Here is a 16,656-nt window from a genome sequence, read left to right as displayed (position 1 = left end):
ACGTCATCAACGCGCGAAGCCCAGACGCTGTCCGCGCACGCTGTCGATCACGTGCGTGCCGTCGAAAGCCATCTGACCGTTGAGAAACGTGGCGGCGATCGAACTGCGCAAGGTCTCGCCCTCGAACGGCGACCAGCCGCACTTGGACAGGATTTCGGCGCGCGCGACCGCGTGCGGACGCGTCGGGTCCACCAGCACCAGATCGGCGTGGTAGCCCTCGCGCAGGAAACCGCGCTCGCGCACATCGAAGCGCAGCGCGGGCGCATGGCACGCCGCCTCGACCACGCGTTCGAGCGCGAGCTGGCCATCGAACACGCGCTCCAGCGCCACTTGCAGCGCGTACTGCACCAGTGGCAGGCCGGACGGCGCATGGTCGTAGTCCTGCGCCTTCTCGCTTTCCAGATGCGGGGCGTGATCGGTGGCCAGCACGTCGATGCGGCCCTCGGCCAGCGCGCGGATGATGGCCGCGCGGTCAGCCGCGGTCTTGATCGCCGGATTGCACTTGATGCGATTGCCCAGGCGCGCGTAATCGGCATCACAGAAGTGCAGGTAATGCACGCAGGTCTCCGCGGTGATCTGCTTGCCCTGGACCGGGCCCGGCGCGAACAGCGCCAGCTCGTCGGCGGTGGAGATGTGCAGCACATGCAGGCGCGTGCCATGGCGCCGTGCCAGCGAGATCGCCAGTGTGGTCGACTTCAGGCAGGCCTCGCGCGAGCGGATCAGCGGATGCTCGCCAAGCGGAATGTCCGTACCGTAGCGTGCATGCGCGGCGGCGAGGTTGGCCTCGATCATCGGCGTGTCCTCGCAATGCGTGATCACCGGCACCGGCGCGGCGGCGAAGATGCCATCCAGGGTGGCCGGGTCATCGACCAGCATGTTGCCGGTCGATGAGCCCATGAACACCTTCACGCCCGGCGCGCGCTGCGGATCGAGGCGCTTGATGTGCTCGAGGTTGTCGTTGCTGGCGCCCATGTAGAAACCGTAATTGGCACGGCTGACTTCGGCGGCGCGCGCGTATTTGGCCTCCAGCGCGTCGGCGGTCAGCGCCGGTGGGCGCGTGTTGGGCATGTCCATGAAACTGGTGATGCCACCGGCGATGCAGGCGCGCGATTCGTGTTCGATGTCGGCCTTGTGCGTCAGTCCGGGCTCGCGAAAATGCACCTGGTCATCGATCATGCCCGGCAGCAGCCAGCGCCCGCGCGCCTCCAGCACCTGCTCGCCGGGTTCGGCGGCAAGACTCGGTGCGATGCGCGCGATGCGTCCGTCGCGCACGCGCACATCGGCGTGCCAGCGGCGGCCCTCGTTGACCAGTTCGGCGTCACGGATCAGCCAGTGTTCGCTCATGTTCGGATTCCTTGGGATGACAGCGGGTGAGATGGAAGTGCTCGGGCACTGGATCGTGGCCGCCATGGCATAGCGGCTGGCAGCGCAGGATGCGCCAGATCGCCAGCACGCCGCCGCGCAGCGGGCCGAAGCGCGCCACCGCGATGCGCGCGTAGTCCGAGCAGCTCGGGTGGAAGCGGCAACGCTGCCCCAATAGCGGGCTGAGCAGCCGCTTGTACAGTGCCAGCAAGGCAAGAATGAGGCGGGTCACGCCGATATAGGACCAGAAACGGCGAGCGCGCGCGATGACGCGCTTATTGCCGGGGCAGAGCGACTAGGCTATAACACGCCGCCTTCGAGCCTCAACCGCCGAAGCCCGCGGCCATGAAGTCCGCATCGACCGGCGTGCGGCAGGTATCGCCCGCCTCGGGGAGGAGATGATGAAAACGCATAAGCTCGTCAGCAAGGCCAGGACCGCCACCAAGGCGGCGGCCAAGCCGGCGAAATCGGCAAAGAAACCGGTCGCGGTGAAGAAACCGCCTGCGGCGAAAAAGGCTGCGCCGGCCAGGAAAGCCACCGTCGTGCACAAGCCTGCACCCGCCAAAAAGCCTGCCGTGGCAGTCAAGCCCGTGGCTAAGAAGTCGGTGACCAGGAAGCCCGCCACCAAGAAGTCCGCGGCCCCCAAGGCAGCCCGCGCGCATCCGGTGGTCAAGAAGACACCCGCGAAGAAATTGCCAGCCGGCAAGGGCGCTGCGAAGAAGCTGCCCGCGCACAAGCCTGCCGCCAAACCGGTCAGCAGGTCGGCGGGCAAAGCTGCTGGCAAGCCCGCGCCCAAGCACGTCAAGCAGCCCGCCGGGCACGGTCACGCAATCGTCAAATCCGGCAAGGCCGGCAAGTCCACCACAGTCAAACCCATGCAATCACACGCTGCCAAGCTGCCAACTCCCGCGGCTGGCAAATCCATTGGCAAACCAAGCAGCTCCGTGAATTCAATCAAAGCCCCTCCCATCAAATCCATCGACGACGTCGCGTTCACCCGCGACGACGGTCGTTACGCATTACCCGCCTCCACGCACATCGACCTGCCCAAGGGCTACAAGCCCAAGGTCAGTGAGGAGTACATGAATCCTCGGCACCTCGCCTATTTCCGCAACAAACTGCGCGACTGGCGCGAGCAACTGGTCGAGGAATCGCGTCAGACCATGGACAACCTGCGCGAGGAAGTGCGCGATGTCGGCGACGACGCCGAGCGCGCCACGCGCGAAACCGAGAACTCGCTGGAGCTGCGCACGCGCGATCGCTACCGCAAGCTCATCGCCAAGATCGACAAGGCGCTGCGCCGCATCGAGGAAGGCCGCTACGGCTTTTGCGAGGAGACCGACGAGGACATCGGTCTGGAGCGCCTGGAAGCGCGCCCCATCGCCACGCTCAGCCTTGATGCGCAGGAGCGCCGCGAGCACCTGCGCAAGCAGATCGGCGAGTAGGCGAGCTCGTTCGCCGCGCCATCAGCCGCTGGACAATGAAGCAAACCCCGCGGATGCGGGGTTTTCATGCCTGCGCCCAATCCACGATGGCGCGCACCGCGCGCAGGCAATCGGTGTACCGGTTGTACAGCGGCACCGGCGCCAGGCGGATCACGTCCGGCTCGCGCCAGTCGCCAAGCACACCCTGCGCGACGAGGTGCGCGAACAGCCTGCACCCTGCCTCGCGCCCGGCGCGCACGCGCAGGCTGAGCTGGCAGCCGCGCCGGGACTCGTCGCCGGGGGTCAGGATCTCGATGCTGTTCGCCGCATGCGTGCGCAGCAGTTCATCGAGATGGCCGGTCAGGCGCAGTGCGCGCGCGCGCAGCGCCGGCATGCCGATGCTGGCGAACGGTGCCAGGCTGGCACGCAGCGGCGCCATCGCCAGGATCGGCGGATTGGACAATTGCCAGCCGCGCGCGCCCTGCTCGGGCACGAACTCGGCCGCCATCTGGAAACGCGTGGCCTGCGCATGGCCCCACCAACCTGCCAAGCGCGGCCGCTGCGCATGGCGCGGATGCACGAACACGCCGCCGGGCGCGCCGGGGCCGGCGTTGAGGTATTTGTAGCTGCACCATGCGGCGAAATCGACGCCGCAGTCGTGCAGGGCCAGCGGGATATTGCCCACTGCATGCGCCAGATCGAAGCCGGCGATGGCGCCATGGCGATGCGCCAGATCGGTCAACCCGGCGATGTCGAACACCTGCCCGTTGCGATATTGCACGCCAGGCAACAGCGCCAGCGCGATGCGCGCGCCATGTTGCGCGAACGCAGCAGCGAAGGCCTCGCTGCTGAAAACGCCGTGTGCATCGGGGGCGACCTCGATCAGCGCGGATTCGTCCAGGCCATGCCAGGCGAGGTGTGAAACCACCACGTGCCGGTCCGATGGAAATGCGCCGCGCTCGACCAGAATGGCGTTGCGCGCGCCTTGCGGCCGATAAAAGCTGGCCAGCAGCAATTGCAGGTTGACGCTGAGCGTGTTCATCACCACCACGTCGGCGGGCGCGGCGCCGACCAGCGGCGCCAGCATCTGCTGCAGGTCGTCCTGCACATCCATCCATGGCTGCGGGCCTTCGAAGTGGCCTTCCACCGCGCGCCGCGCCCAACTGTCCAGTTCGGCATCCAGTGCGGCGCGCACGGCGCGCGGCTGCAGGCCCAGCGAGTTGCCGCAGAAATATGCCTGCTCACCCGCGCCATGCGGTGGGATCAGAAACGCATCGCGCCATGCGCTGAGCGCATCATTCGCGTCCAGCGTCAGCGCGCGCGTCTCCTCGGCGGCCAGTGCGACCACGTTCAACCGCCTTGTTGCAAGCTCGCGGCAATCGCGTCGCAGCCCTTGTCGAAACTGGCCACCCAGGCCGCGTCGACCTCGCCGCGATTGGGGCGCAGGCAGCGCAGTTGCACGCCTTCCAGACCCTTGAGGAAATAACGCTCGCTGTAGCTCATGCGCACGCCGCTCTCCAGCGCGGTATAGCGCACCACGTTGCTGCTCGAGCCAGGCTGCGCCACCGATTCATAGCCAGGCAATTGATGGCTGTGCTGCACGCGCTGGTTGACCCACTGCTGGAACGCGGGGCCATTGAGCATCTTCACCACGGTGACGGTGACACGCGCCAGCACGCGCTGGCTGACCGGCGCTGGGTCGGGCACCTGAAATGCCATGAACTGCGGATTGCCGCTGGTCTGCATCATGATCTGCGGCCATGCGTCAGGGGCACTGAAGCGCACCCGACCATCGGCCAGCTGATAGTCGGTGGCGTGCGCGCTGAGGGTGGCGGCGGCGAGCAGCAGCGCGCTGAGCAGTACGGGAGCGGTGCGAATTCCGGGCTTGGACATGGGCGTTCCTGACATGGCGGACTCGGGAGAGATTGAAGTGTAGCGCCGCGTCGCACCGGTGCCGTGGACGTGAATCTCAATCTGTGCCGGCGCCAGCCGCCACTGCCGGCTGCAAAACATTTTGCAGCGCGCGCAGGGCGTCGGTGAGGCGCTGCAGAACCATACCCTCGCCGGGCGCAGCGGGCGGGGGCGGTAGCGCTACGTCACGCACACCATCCAGGTGGCGCGCGCAGGCGTTGACACCTTCGGCGCATTGTCGCAACCACGCCGCTGCCGCGGGCGCCGCACGTTGCTCCACGGGCAGCAGCTCCAGACTCATCGCGCTGCGCACCAGACGATTGGCGTGCGCGAATACACGCTCGGCGCGCATGCGCAGTTCCGCTGTGGCGAAGGGCTCGCCGCGCAGGCGCTCCAGCGAGGCCAGCGCGTTGACCCGCGCCAGACGCGATGCGGCGCGCATGTGCGCGAGCCGACGCGCATCGGCGCCGGTCAGGGCCGCGAGGTAATCGGCATACGCGTGCAACATCGCCGCCAGTGCCGGTTGAATGCGCGTGCGTTCCCAGGTCGGCCACAGCAGATAGCCAGCCAGCGCGGCACCGCAGGCCAGGAAGGTGGCGATCAGGCGGTCGTGCATGGACTGCGCCGCTGATTCGCCCGCCAATGCCAGCAGAATGACCACGGCCCCGGTCAGCGCGGCTACCGCCAGCAGGTAGTTGCTGTTGCCCAGCCAGCGAAACAAGAACGCCAATGCGCCCAGCAGCAGGATCGCGGCCAGGCTGCTGCTGCTGAGATTGAGCAGCAGCGTCGTCAGCAGCAAGCCCAGTACCGTGCCGAGCGCACGCTGCACGCCAAAGCTGAGCGTGGCGGCGAAATCCGCGCGCAGCACGATCGCCAGCGTCATCGGCAGCCAGTAGCCGTGTGCCAGCCCCAGGTAGCGCTCGACGGCCACGCCCAGTGCCAGCGCGACGCCCATGCGCAGCGCGTGGCGGAATGCCGCTGATTTCATGTTGAGATTGGCGCGCAATTGCACCCAGGGTGAATCGCCGCGCAGTGCGGGTGGCAAGCTGCGTTCGGCGACCGCCGCGCGCAGCTCGCCAGCGCTGCCGGCCCAGTTGGCATTGCGCACCGCGCGCGCCAGTGGCGCCAGCATGGCAGCCTGCGTCATGCCGGCCACCGCGGATTGCTGCTGCAGGCGCCGCAGCGCATTCACGGCCGCACTGCCTGGCGCGCCGGTCTGCAGTGCCGCGGCGATGGCATCGAGCACAGTGGCCGTATCGTGGCTCAGTGCCGGTGTGTGCATGGCATCGTCCGCGGCCAGCACATGCAGGCGCAATTGTTCCGCCGCGTCAAGCAGCACCAGCAGCGCTTCGCTGGCGCGTCCATGCGCATCGCGCTCGCCAAGCAGCATGGTTTGCGCATCCAGCATGCGCTCGCTCAGCGGAGGTGCGACATCATCTCCGGGACGCTGCCGTGTCAGCTGCGCCAGCTCGCGGTAGATCTGTGCCAGCAGCATGCGCTGCGGGCGGCAGCGTCCCAGCGGCCAGGCCGCCACTGCCAGCAGTGCCTGCAATAACCCGCCGGCGAGCAGCAAGAGCCCGTCCAGCGTGGCTTGCGCCAGCGGCATGGGCGAGGCGCCGGCGATCACCAGCAGGATCATGCTGGTCATGCCGATGCGCGATGCAGCCGCGCCGAACTGCACCAGCAGGCCACCGCCGAATCCGAGCAGCAGGGCCAGCGCGATCATGATTTCGCGCTGCGCGCCGAACACGAACCCCGCCCAGCCCGCCAGCGCTGCGCCCAGTGCAGCCAAGGCGATGTGCGACAGCCGCTGCCGGTATGGGCCGGGCTGATCAGAGAACATCACCACCAATGCACCCAGCGCCAGCCAGATGCCGATACCGAGCTTGCCCAAGGCCAGACCAAGCAACAGCGGCAGCACCACGCCGGCGGTGTTGCGCGTGGCCACGACCAGCGGTACGTCGGGGCGGCTGAAGCGCAGCAGCTTGCTGTCCAACGCAGCGCGCAGTGACCAGCGCGAGTTCACCGGCATGTTGCAGCGCGCGCTGAATCGCCGGGTGCACCCATTGCCATCGCCACGCGGCTCAGGCGCGACCGGCGAACTCGCCGGTCAGCGTGCTGACCAATACCTGGTCATCGACGCCGATGTAATCCGGCACCTGGATTTCCAGCCCGGTTTCCAGCCGTGCAGGTTTGGGGCGCTTGGTGGCCGAGGCGCCCTTGAGTTCCGGCGCGGTCTCGACCACGCGCAGACTCACGCTGGGCGGCAACTGCAGACCCACCGGCTGTTCGTCGATCAACTGCACGTAGCAGCCATCCAGCCCATCGATGATGTAGCCGGCGTTGTCGCCGAGCAGTTCGCCGCCGAGGATGTATTGGGTGAAATCCTCGGCGTCCATGAACACATAGCCGTCGGCATCCTTGTACGAGAAATGCGCCTGGCGGCGACTCAGTTCGACTTCGCGCAGTTCGTCGTCGGCGCGCAAAGTCAGGTCCAGACGCTGGCCGCCGGGGATGGCGTACAGCGCGAAGCGGTACGTGGTGTTGCCGCCGCGCGCGGTGGGCGAACTTTTCTCGACCTCGCGCACCTGCCAGGTCTTGCCCGCGTGTTCGACGGCATTGCCGCGCTTGATATCTGAGGCTTTCATCGGAGCACTCGCAGGAAGCTGTAAAAGGTCATTTCGGTTGCAGGCGGATCGCGCCATCGAGGCGGATCACGCTGCCGTTGAGATAGCGGTTGCCGAGGATGAAGGCCACGGTTTCGGCGAACTCCTGCGGCTGGCCCAGGCGTGGCGGGTAGGGCACCTGCGCGCACAGGCTGTCATAGACTTGCGGCGGCATGCCATCCACCATGGGCGTGTGGAACACGCCGGGCGCGATGGTCATCACGCGCACGCCGATGCGCGCGAATTCGCGCGCCATGGGCAGGGTCATGCCGACCACGCCGCCTTTCGATGCGGCGTAAGCAGCCTGGCCGATCTGCCCTTCATAGGCGGCGATCGAGGCGGTGAGCACGATCGCGCCGCGCTCGCCATCCTCACCCGCGGCGTTGTGCTGCATCAGGTTGGCGGCAGCCTTGGTCAGGTTGAAGCTGCCGATCAAATTGACGCCGATGGTGCGCGCGAAGGTGGTCAGCGGCATGGGACCGTCCTTGCCCAGCACGCGCCCGGCACCAAGGATGCCAGCACAGCTGACCGCGGCGTTGAGGCCGCCCATGGCCTCGGCTGCGCGCGCGAGATGGGCGGTGACCTCCTCCTCGCTGCCGACATCCGTGCGCAGGAACTGCGCCAGCGGTCCCAGCGCTTGCGCGGCCTGTGCGCCGCGTTCGGCATTGACATCGAGCAGGCATACGCGGGCGCCGTGCTGGATCAGATGCGTGGCCACGGCGTGGCCGAGGCCGGAAGCGCCGCCGCTGATGACGGCCTTGACTTGATCGAGCTGCATGGGAGGTTTCACTGCAATCGAAAGCGTGATTTTAACCGCGCGCGACGGCTTGCGTTTGCCGATCGCGCAGGGGCGATCGGCGTGCACCGATCCGGTGCGTCAATCCAGCCTGCGCAGGTAGTAGCGGTCACAGGCATGGTGGCCAGTGCCGCCCAGCGGTGCGTCGATGCGCGTGAAGCCCGACCGCAGATACAGCGCTTGCGCCGCGTCCATGCCGGTGAGGGTCTCGATGTAGCACTGGCGGAAGCCGAATCCGCGCGCGGCATCCAGACAGCGCGTCATCAGCGCACGGCCCGCGCCCAGCCCGCGCAGCGTCGGCAGGAAATACATCTTGCGCAGCTCGCAGGTGTCAGCGCTGCCGCCGAGCAGCGGCGCGACACCGCCACCGCCGGTGACGCAGCCATCCTGTTCGACCACGAAATAGGCGCTGCGTGGCGCGGTGTAGGCGCGGCTCAGCCAGTCCACTTCCGGGTCATGCAGGGCAAAGCCCGGGCCCATGGCGCCGAACTCGGGCATCACGATACGGATCACCGCCGCCATCGCCGCGTCGTCGGCCGCCGTGATCGGGCGAATTCGCCATGGCGCGCTCATGCCGCCGCGCCGCGCGCCTGGCCGACGCGGCTGCCGTTGCCGCGGCCAAGCTGCGTCGCCAGCCACTGCCCGGTGGCGATGAGTGCATCCAGGTCAACCCCGGTTTGCAGGCCCATGCCGTGCAGCATGTAGATCACGTCCTCGCTGGCCACGTTGCCGCTGGCGCCGCGCGCGTAGGGACAGCCGCCGGTGCCGGCCACGGCGGCATCGACCACGCGCACGCCGTCCTCCAGGCAGGCGAGGATGTTGGCCAGCGCCTGCCCGTAGGTATCGTGGAAGTGCACCGCCAGCGCGTCCATGGGCACGGCCTCGGCGACCGCGCGCAGCATCGCGCGCGCCTTGCCCGGTGTGCCGACGCCGATGGTGTCGCCCAATGAAATCTCGCCACAACCCAGTGCGTGCAGCCGCGCCGCCACGCGCACTACGTCGGTCAGCGGAACCGCGCCCTGATAGGGGCAGCCGAGGACGGTGGAGACATAGCCGCGCACGCGCACGCCATCGGCGTGCGCCTGCGTCAGCACTGGCTCGAAGCGCGCGATGGATTCATCGATCGAGGCGTTGATGTTCTTGCGGTTGAAGGCTTCGGAGGCTGCGGTGAACACCGCGATCTCGCTGGCACCGGCGGCGCGCGCACGTACATAGCCCTGCAGATTGGGCACCAGCACCGGATAGCGCACGCCGGGCTTGCGCTGCAGGCCGTGCATCACCGCTTCGGCGTCGGCCAATTGCGGAATCCACTTCGGGCTGACGAAGCTGGTGGCCTCCACGGTGTCGTAGCCGCAATCCGCCAGGCGTTCGATCAGCTCGATCTTGATCGCCGTCGGCACGCTGGCCGGCTCGTTTTGCAGGCCGTCGCGCGCACCGACCTCGACCACGCGCACCTGTTCGCTCATGCCGCATCGTCCGCGAAGCCCAGCACCACGCGGCGATTGCGCGCGCCCTTGCTTTCGATCTTGAGCACGCGCACCGCGCCGATTTCGCCGGTGCGCGTGACGTGCGTGCCGCCGCAGGGTTGCAGGTCGGTGTCCTCGATTTCGATCAGGCGGATCTGCGGCAGATGCATGGGCGGTTTGACCGAGAGTGTCTTGATCAATTCGGGCTGCGCGGCCAGTTCGGTGCCGCTGATCAAGCGCACGCGCAGCGGATGGTCTGCTTCGATCAGCCGCGTCAGCTGTGCTTGAATCGTCGCGGCATCCAGTACAACGCCCTCGGCGTCGAAGTCCAGGCGGCCGCTTTCGGCGCTGAGGTTGCCGCCGGTGACGCCGTGCCGTACCACGGCCGAAAGCAGGTGCAGGCAGGTGTGCATGCGCATGTGGCGATGGCGTCGCGCCCAGTCGATTTCGATGCGCACGGCACTGCCGGTTGGTGGAACCTCGGCGCCGGTTTCGAACTGATGCAGGATCGCGCCTGTTTCACGGTCGCGGCGCGTGTCGGTGATGCGTGTGCGTCGCCCTCCGCTGTCGATCAGCCAACCACTGTCGCCCGGCTGTCCACCGCCCAGGGGATAAAACACGGTCGCTTCAAGTTCGATGCCTGTTGCGTGCACCGCAGTAATACGTGTTTCACACTGCTGCAGGTACGGATCTTCGGCGTAGAGCATGCGACTCATGGCAGGTCTCGGGAGTAGGCGCGTGGCGCCGGTCAAGTCCGCATCGTAGCGGCGCGGGGTCTCAATCGAGGCGAATCAGCACGCTGTCAGCTTCGACGAACTCGCCGGCAGCGGCCTGAATCGCCACCACCATGCCCGCACGCGGCGCGCGCAGCGACAATTCCATCTTCATCGCCTCCATCACCAGCAACACGGCGCCGGCCTCCACCGCGCTGCCCACGCTGGCTTGCACCAATACCACGCGTCCGGGCATGGGTGCGCGCACGGCATCATCGTTGTTGGTGCTGCTGGTTGCATCGACATAGGCCGGCGCCAGCGCGAAGGCGTGGCGCGTGCCGTCACGCTGCACTTCCAGCGTGTAGCCGGCGCGGTGCACACGCAAGCGCAGTGCGCGATCATCGAGACGCAGGCTGAGCACATCGCCATCGTGCCGCGCACCCGCCACGACGAAAGCAGCAGTGTGGCCTTGGATATGCAGCGTGTAATCACCATGGTGCCCGGTCGCCAGGATGCGCAGGCGCGTTTCACCTTGCTGCAAGTACAACTCGCGCGGCGCGGCGCCTTGCATGCGCCAGGCATCGGGGGTCGCCCAAGGCGAATGATCAGCCAGGGCTGTGGCCTCGGCATGCAGCAGTACGGCCACCGCTGCCGCGAGCACCGCCGTGGCATCGAATTGCGCCGCAACGGGCAGGAACTCGTCCAGCGCACGATCGAGGTAGCCGGTGTCGATGCGCCCTTCGCGCACCGCCGGATGCGCGATCAGACGTTCGAGAAACGCGACGTTGGACTTGGGGCCTTGCACATGACAGGCGGCCAGAGCTTCGGCCATGCGCGCCAGCGCACGCGGGCGATCCTTATCCCGGACGATGATTTTGGCGATCATCGGGTCATAGAAAATGCTCACCGTATCGCCTTCGATCACGCCGCTGTCGACACGCACGCGCGGCGAGGGTGCCGGCAGCGCCAGGTGCTCGATTCGACCTGAGCCGGGCAGGAAGCCTTGCGCCGGATCTTCGGCGTACAGGCGCAACTCGATGGCATGGCCATTCTGCGCCGGCGCGCCATCCAGCAGCGCGCCGGGCAGCGGTTCACCTGCGGCGACGCGCAATTGCAGCTCGACCAGATCCAGGCCCAGGGTCCATTCGGTGATCGGATGCTCGACCTGCAGGCGTGCGTTGAGCTCCATGAAATAGAACCCGCCCTGCGGATCGACGATGAACTCCACCGTGCCGGCGTTGCAGTAATCCAGCGCCTTGCCCGCGGCGATGGCGGCGGCGCCCATGCGCGCACGCAGTTCGGGCGTGAGGAAGGGCGATGGGGTTTCCTCCATCACCTTCTGATAGCGGCGCTGCGCCGAACATTCGCGTTCGTTCAGATGGATGACGTGGCCATGGTTGTCGCCGAAAATCTGGAATTCAATGTGTCGCGGATGCTCGATGTAACGCTCGACCAGTACGCGTGCGTTGCCGAAAGCCCCTTGTGCCTCACGCTGGCATGAGGCCAGCGCCGCGGCGAATTCATCCGCGCTGCGCACGATGCGCATGCCCTTGCCGCCGCCGCCGTAGGCAGCCTTGATCATCAGCGGATAGCCGATGCGCCCGGCCTCGCGCGCGAGCAATGCGGCGTCCTGGTCTGCGCCGGTGTAGCCCGGCACCACCGGTACGCCGTGCGCGGCCATCAGCGTCTTGGCGCCGGCCTTGGAACCCATGCGCCGCGTGCTGGCGGCGCTGGGGCCGATGTAGCTAAGCCCGGCTTGCGCCACCGCCTCGGCGAAATCGGCGTTCTCCGAGAGAAACCCGTAACCCGGGTGGATCGCCTGCGCGCCACAGGCTTGCGCGGCGGCGATGATGGCATCACCGCGCAGGTAGCTGTCCTGCGGGCGCGGCCCGCCGATTGGCACGGCCATGTCGGCCAGGCGCACGTGCTGCGCATCGGCATCGGCTTCGGAATACACCGCGATGCTGCGCAGCCCGAGCCTGCGCAGCGTGCGGATGATGCGGCAGGCAATCTCGCCGCGGTTGGCGATGAGCACGCTGTCGATCGGGAAACTCACGTTCCGCTCCCGCTGATCCAGCGTGGCGGGCGCTTGTCGAGGAACGCCTGCAGGCCTTCCTGACCCTCGGGCGAAACGCGCAGGCGCGCGATCAGCGCGGCGTTGTCGAGATCGATGGCATCGCGCGCGCGCGCGGCATCGCCCGCGCCACGCCGCAGCAGCGCCTTGGCCTCGGCCTGCGCGCGTGGACCGCCCTTGCCCAGCCAGTGCAACTGGCGTTCGACAGCGGCATCCAGTGCAGCGCCGGGAACCACGGCGTGCAGCAGACCGATGCGCTGCGCCTCCGCGGCGTCGAAGATCTCGCCGCTGAGAAAAAAGCGCCGTGCCTGGCGCGCGCCGATCGCCGCCGCCACGTAAGGCGAGATTACCGCGGGGACCAAGCCGAGCTTGACCTCGCTGAGCGCGAACTTCGCTTCGGGCACGCCGATGGCGATGTCGCAGCAGGCGATCAGACCCACGCCGCCGCCATAAGCCGAGCCGTTGACGCGCGCCAGCGTCGGCTTGCCGAGTTCATCCAGAGTGCGCATCAACGTTGCCAGGCGCATCGCATCGGCGTGATTTTCGCTCTCGCCTGCGCTGGCCATGGCGCGCATCCAGTTGAGATCGGCGCCGGCAGAAAACGTGTTGCCGGAGCCGCTGAGCACCATGGCGCGCGTTCCGGCGTCGGCATCGAGCCGGCGCAGGACATCGGTCAGCTCGCTGATCAGCGTGTCGTCGAAGGCGTTGTGCACTTGCGGGCGATCGAGCGTGAGGTAAGCAACGCCGTCGTGCTGATGCTGCTGCAGGGAACTCATGGCGGTCGCCTCACATGCGGAACACGCCGAAGCGCGTGGGTTCGATGGGCGCATTGAGGCTTGCCGCCAGGGCCAGGCCGAGCACGCGGCGCGTGTCGGCCGGATCGATGATGCCGTCGTCCCACAATCGCGCCGTGGCGTAATAGGGATGGCCTTGCTGCTCGTACTGCGCGCGGATCGGCGCCTTGAACGCGGCTTCATCCTCGGTGCTCCACGACTTGCCCGCGGCCTCCAGGCCGTCGCGGCGCACCGTGGCCAGCACGCTGGCGGCCTGCTCGCCGCCCATCACGCTGATGCGAGCATTCGGCCACATCCACAAAAAGCGTCCGCCATAGGCGCGACCGCACATGGCGTAGTTGCCGGCGCCGAAGCTGCCACCAATCACCACGGTGAACTTGGGTACGTTGGCGCAGGCCACCGCGGTGACCATCTTGGCGCCGTCGCGGGCGATGCCGCCGTGCTCGTACTTCTTGCCGACCATGAAGCCGGTGATGTTCTGCAGGAAAACCAGCGGCACGCCGCGTTGCGCGCACAGCTCGATGAAATGCGCGCCCTTGAGCGCAGATTCGGAAAACAGGATGCCATTGTTGGCCACGATGCCCACCGGAAAACCGCACAGGTGCGCGAAGCCGGTGACCAGGGTCTTGCCGTAGCGCGCCTTGAACTCGTGCAAGTCGGAGTCGTCCACCAGGCGCGCGATGATCTCGCGCACGTCATAGGGTTGGCGCGTGTCCTGCGGCACGATGCCGTACAGTTCCTCGGCGGCATGGCGCGGCAGGCGCGGCGCCTGTGCCGGCTGTGGCGCGGTTGCCCGATTGAGCTGCGCGACCGCGTCACGCGCGAGTTGCAGGGCGTGACGGTCGTTCTCGGCGAAGTGGTCGGCCACGCCCGAGATCGCGGTGTGCACGTCGGCGCCGCCCAAAGTCTCGGCATCGACGACCTCGCCGGTGGCCGCCTTGACCAGCGGCGGGCCGCCCAGAAAGATCGTGCCCTGTTCGCGCACGATGATGGTCTCGTCACTCATCGCCGGCACGTAGGCGCCACCTGCCGTGCATGAGCCCATCACCACGGCGATCTGCGCGATGCCTTGCGCGCTCATGCGCGCCTGGTTGTAGAAGATGCGGCCGAAGTGCTCGCGATCGGGGAACACTTCATCTTGCAACGGCAGGAAGGCACCGCCGGAATCCACCAGGTACACGCAGGGCAGGTGGTTTTCCAGCGCGATTTCCTGCGCGCGCAGGTGTTTTTTCACCGTCATCGGGAAGTAGGTGCCGCCCTTCACCGTGGCGTCGTTGGCGATCACCAGAACCTCGCGACCGTGCACGCGGCCGATACCGGCGATCAACCCGGCGGCCGGTGCCTGGTCGTCGTACAGGCCATGCGCGGCCAGCGGCGCGATTTCGAGGAACGGGCTGCCGACATCGAGCAGCGCATTGACGCGCTCGCGTGGCAGCAATTTGCCGCGCGCACTATGTTTTTCGCGGGCTTTGGCATCGCCCCCGGCGGCAGCGCGATCAAGTTGTCGACGCAAATCCGCGACCCATTCGCGCATGCGCGCGGCATTGGCGATGAATTCGGGGGAGCGCGCATCGATGCGCGAGGTGAGGATGCCCATGCGTCCGGCCGTTTGAAGGCCTGCGCATGATAAAGCGGCGGTGGCGTTGGCGATACCCGCGCGCGCATTCCGCAGGCGAAAAAAAACCGGCCGCGACTGCGACCGGTTTTTTCGCGATCGGAATGAACCGATCAGCCGCCGTGGGCAGCGGTGCCGGCTTCAGCCGGGGCAGCCGCGGTGCCGCTGGTAGCCGGAGCCGCCGCCGTGGTGGCCGGAGCCGGCATGGCGGTGCCGGCTTCAGCCGGAGCCGCCGTGGTGGCCGGGGCCGGAGCTTCGGCCGGTGCCATGGCTGCCGAACTGGCGGCGGCCGGAGCCTGCTCGCTGGATTCCTGATGGCTGCAAGCAGCCAGCAGTGCAACCAGCGAAGCCGCAAAAATGATGCGGGTGAGCTTCATTGTGTGTCTCTCCTAAAATGCCGTGAGTGCCAAGTAATTGATGGCCGCCATATTAAAACGCGACTTTAATGCGGGCGCCAGTAGGGAGCATGCCACAACTTCACTCCCGGCCAGCAATCCGGATTGTAATCGCACTGCCGAGCCGGCGCGGGCCTGACACCGACTTGGAAAATCCACCACCGTGAAACGTTACCGCAATCAGCGCTACTTTGCAGCATCGGCCTGGGTCAGGCCAATTCGATGGCAATGGCCGTGGCCTCGCCACCGCCGATGCATAGCGACGCCACGCCACGCTTGGCCTTGCGCTGGATCATTGCATGAATCAGCGTGACGAGCAGACGTGCGCCGCTGGCGCCGATGGGGTGACCGAGCGCACAGGCACCGCCGTGCACGTTGAGGCGACCATGCTGGATGCCCAATTCGCGCATCGGCGTCATGGCCACGACGGCGAAGGCCTCGTTGACCTCGAACAGGTCGACGTCCTCGACGCGCCAGCCAGCCTTGGCCAGCACCTTCTGGATGGCGCCGACCGGGGCGGTGGTGAACCACTCCGGCTCCTGCGAATGGGTGGCGTGCGCGACGATGCGCGCCAGCGGCTTGATGCCACGACGCATGGCGTCCTCGGCGCGCAACAGCACCAGTGCCGCGGCACCGTCGGAAATGCTCGATGAAGTGGCCGCGGTGATCGTGCCGTTGTCCTTGCGGAACGCCGGCTTGAGGCTTGGTATCTTGGCGATGTCGCAACGGCCGGGCTGTTCGTCGGCGCTGAACTCGACCTCGCCCTTGCGCGTGGACACCTTCACCGGGACGATCTCGCCGGCGAAGGCGCCGCTCTGCTGCGCGGCCAACGCGCGACGCACCGACTCGGCGGCGAACGCGTCCTGCTCGGCGCGGGTGAAGTGGTACTTGTCGGCGCACAGCTCGCCGAACACGCCCATGGCCTTGCCGTCATAGGGGTTGGTCAGGCCATCCCAGGCCATGTGATCGACCAGCGTGCCCTCACCGTAACGGATGCCCACGCGCGCCTGCACCATGTGCGGTGCATTGGTCATCGATTCCATGCCGCCAGCGACCACGATATCGGCGCTGCCGGCGCGGATCAGGTCGTGCGCCAGCATCACCGCCTTCATGCCCGAGCCACAGACCTTGTTGATCGTGGTGCAGCCGGCGCTGGCCGGCAGCCCCGCGCCCAGCGCAGCCTGGCGCGCCGGTGCCTGGCCGAGATTAGCCGGCAGCACGCACCCCATGATCACCTCGGTCACCTGATCGGATGCAACGCCCGCATGCTCGAGTGCGGCACGCATCGCGCTGGCACCCAGTGTCGGCGTGGGTACGCCGGTGAACTGGCCGAGGAATGAACCAATCGCGGTGCGCTTGGCGCCGGCGATGACGATGTCGGACATGCGGGACTCCGTGCGGCATGGGGCGCCGCGAATCGAGGGAAGGCGCGATTATCGC

Annotated in this window: 16 protein-coding genes; 1 reads left to right on the top strand and 15 read right to left on the bottom strand. The window is 67.3% G+C overall.

Annotated features, from left to right (window positions below):
• Nucleotides 1-6 precede the first annotated feature (6 nt).
• Entirely contained in the window at nt 7-1,344 is a 1,338-nt protein-coding gene (locus Mschef_RS11155; RefSeq protein WP_081128443.1) for a dihydroorotase, read from the bottom strand.
• Nucleotides 1,319-1,594: a membrane protein insertion efficiency factor YidD gene (gene yidD / locus Mschef_RS11150; RefSeq protein ID WP_081128441.1), complete on the bottom strand. Its 276-nt coding sequence runs from the start codon at nt 1,592-1,594 to the stop codon at nt 1,319-1,321. The genes Mschef_RS11155 and yidD overlap by 26 nt, the downstream gene beginning before the upstream one ends.
• A gap of 169 nt (nt 1,595-1,763) precedes the next feature.
• On the opposite strand from yidD, the gene dksA reads away from it, so the two are divergent.
• Entirely contained in the window at nt 1,764-2,807 is a 1,044-nt protein-coding gene (dksA, locus tag Mschef_RS17745; protein ID WP_242426513.1) for an RNA polymerase-binding protein DksA, read from the top strand.
• 64 nt (nt 2,808-2,871) lie between these two features.
• Here the strand turns inward: dksA and kynU are convergent, their stop codons facing one another.
• The 13 genes from kynU to Mschef_RS11075 form a co-directional block, all read right to left on the bottom strand.
• Nucleotides 2,872-4,134 carry a kynureninase gene (gene kynU / locus Mschef_RS11135; protein WP_425480062.1) on the bottom strand — a complete coding sequence of 421 codons (1,263 nt, stop codon included), beginning with the start codon at nt 4,132-4,134 and terminating at the stop codon, nt 2,872-2,874.
• A 2-nt stretch (nt 4,135-4,136) separates the two neighbouring features.
• Nucleotides 4,137-4,679 carry a hypothetical protein gene (locus Mschef_RS11130; protein WP_081128437.1) on the bottom strand — a complete coding sequence of 181 codons (543 nt, stop codon included), beginning with the start codon at nt 4,677-4,679 and terminating at the stop codon, nt 4,137-4,139.
• A 76-nt stretch (nt 4,680-4,755) separates the two neighbouring features.
• Nucleotides 4,756-6,729 (bottom strand): FUSC family protein, encoded by a 1,974-nt coding sequence (locus Mschef_RS11125; RefSeq protein WP_081128435.1) that lies wholly within the window; start codon nt 6,727-6,729, stop codon nt 4,756-4,758.
• 52 nt (nt 6,730-6,781) lie between these two features.
• A complete protein-coding gene (gene efpL / locus Mschef_RS11120) occupies nt 6,782-7,345 on the bottom strand; it encodes an elongation factor P-like protein EfpL (RefSeq protein ID WP_081128433.1) in 564 nt (187 codons plus the stop codon).
• Nucleotides 7,346-7,373: 28 nt separating this feature from the next.
• Nucleotides 7,374-8,141 (bottom strand): SDR family NAD(P)-dependent oxidoreductase, encoded by a 768-nt coding sequence (locus Mschef_RS11115; protein WP_081128431.1) that lies wholly within the window; start codon nt 8,139-8,141, stop codon nt 7,374-7,376.
• A gap of 99 nt (nt 8,142-8,240) precedes the next feature.
• On the bottom strand, nt 8,241-8,732 hold the full coding sequence (locus Mschef_RS11110; RefSeq protein ID WP_081129980.1) for a GNAT family N-acetyltransferase: 492 nt from the start codon (nt 8,730-8,732) through the stop codon (nt 8,241-8,243).
• A complete protein-coding gene (locus tag Mschef_RS11105) occupies nt 8,729-9,625 on the bottom strand; it encodes a hydroxymethylglutaryl-CoA lyase (protein ID WP_081128429.1) in 897 nt (298 codons plus the stop codon). Before Mschef_RS11105 ends, Mschef_RS11110 begins: the two co-directional genes overlap by 4 nt.
• The gene (locus Mschef_RS11100; RefSeq protein ID WP_081128427.1) at nt 9,622-10,341 is read right to left on the bottom strand and encodes an alanyl-tRNA editing protein; all 720 of its coding nucleotides are present in this window, start codon (nt 10,339-10,341) and stop codon (nt 9,622-9,624) included. The genes Mschef_RS11105 and Mschef_RS11100 overlap by 4 nt, the downstream gene beginning before the upstream one ends.
• Nucleotides 10,342-10,402: 61 nt before the next feature.
• Nucleotides 10,403-12,394, bottom strand: a complete 1,992-nt coding sequence (locus tag Mschef_RS11095; RefSeq protein WP_193791046.1) for an acetyl/propionyl/methylcrotonyl-CoA carboxylase subunit alpha — start codon at nt 12,392-12,394, stop codon at nt 10,403-10,405.
• Nucleotides 12,391-13,188, bottom strand: a complete 798-nt coding sequence (locus Mschef_RS11090) for an enoyl-CoA hydratase-related protein (RefSeq protein WP_081128425.1) — start codon at nt 13,186-13,188, stop codon at nt 12,391-12,393. Before Mschef_RS11090 ends, Mschef_RS11095 begins: the two co-directional genes overlap by 4 nt.
• A 10-nt stretch (nt 13,189-13,198) precedes the next feature.
• The gene (locus tag Mschef_RS11085; protein ID WP_081128422.1) at nt 13,199-14,803 is read right to left on the bottom strand and encodes a carboxyl transferase domain-containing protein; all 1,605 of its coding nucleotides are present in this window, start codon (nt 14,801-14,803) and stop codon (nt 13,199-13,201) included.
• A 131-nt stretch (nt 14,804-14,934) separates the two neighbouring features.
• Nucleotides 14,935-15,198, bottom strand: a complete 264-nt coding sequence (locus Mschef_RS11080) for a hypothetical protein (protein WP_081128419.1) — start codon at nt 15,196-15,198, stop codon at nt 14,935-14,937.
• A 227-nt stretch (nt 15,199-15,425) separates the two neighbouring features.
• The gene (locus tag Mschef_RS11075; RefSeq protein WP_081128416.1) at nt 15,426-16,601 is read right to left on the bottom strand and encodes a thiolase family protein; all 1,176 of its coding nucleotides are present in this window, start codon (nt 16,599-16,601) and stop codon (nt 15,426-15,428) included.
• Nucleotides 16,602-16,656 lie beyond the last annotated feature (55 nt).

It is taken from the genome of Metallibacterium scheffleri (genome assembly GCF_002077135.1).
GTDB lineage: Bacteria > Pseudomonadota > Gammaproteobacteria > Xanthomonadales > Rhodanobacteraceae > Metallibacterium > Metallibacterium scheffleri.
The sequence above is the reverse complement of the archived record's forward strand: the minus strand, read 5'-3'. Positions and strand labels throughout refer to the sequence as shown.